This window comes from Arthrobacter sp. SPT-J7, assembly GCF_059089965.1.
The window spans coordinates 1-1,019 of record NZ_JBNHFF010000477.1; the positions used below are offsets into that span (position 1 = coordinate 1).

The following is a 1,019-nucleotide window of genomic DNA, read 5'->3' on the forward strand; positions in this document are numbered from 1 at the left end:
GGCGGGCTGTGAACTGCTCGGTTACGAAGGCGAGATCGCGCTGGTCATCGGCAAGGCTGCCCGGCGCGTCGGGATCGAGGACGCGTGGAGCCACGTGGCCGCCGTGACTGCCAGTAACGACCTGGGCGTCTATGACCTGCGCTGGGCGGACAAAGGTTCCAACCTGCGCTCGAAGGGCGGTGACGGGTTCACTCCGGTGGGGCCGGCACTGATTGCGGCAGACGCCGTTGACCCCTTCAAGCTTCGCATCCGCACCTGGCACAACGGCGAACTGGTCCAGGACGACACCACGGAAGACCTGCTCTTCCCCTTCGCCCGGCTGGTGGCCGACCTGTCCCAGCTGCTCACCCTCGAAGAGGGGGACATCATCCTCACCGGCACCCCCGCAGGCGCATCAGTTGCCAAGCCCGGCGACGTCATCGAAGTGGAGGTCGCAACTGTTGCTGGAAACATCACCACCGGCCGCCTGGTCACCCGGGTGGAGGAAGGCACGACGCCGTTCGCGGACTTCGGTGCCGGACCCAAAGTTGATGACCTGCAGCGCGAGGAAGCGTACGGATCCCGTGAAGCTGCGGGGCTGCCGGCGGTCGAAAAGGCCGAGGCGGGCGCCGCCATCGTGCCTGAACTTCCCTCGGAGCTGAAAGCCAAGCTCGAAAGCGTCGCCACGGCCACCCTGTCTTCACAGCTGCGCAAGCGCGGGCTGAACAACGTGAGCATCGACGGCCTGCAGGCCACCCGGCCTGACCGCCGCGTGGTGGGACTGGCCCGTACCCTGCGCTACGTGCCCAACCGCGAGGACCTCTTCAAGACCCACGGCGGCGGATTCAACGCCCAGAAACGCGCCATCGACTCCGTCAACGAAGGCGAAATCCTGGTCATGGAAGCCCGCGGCGAGAAAGGCACCGGAACCGTTGGCGACATCCTCGCCCTGCGCGCCCAGGTCCGCGGCGCGGCGGCCATCATCACCGACGGCGGCGTCCGCGACTACGCCGCCGTGGCCGGCCTGGAAATGCCCACCT

1 protein-coding gene is annotated in these 1,019 nt (G+C 67.5%); it reads left to right on the top strand.

The window, feature by feature from the left end; translation table 11 throughout:
• The coding region (locus tag AC5RWX_RS33715; protein WP_494100490.1) for a fumarylacetoacetate hydrolase family protein at positions 1–1,019 on the top strand (1,019 nt) is incomplete at both ends.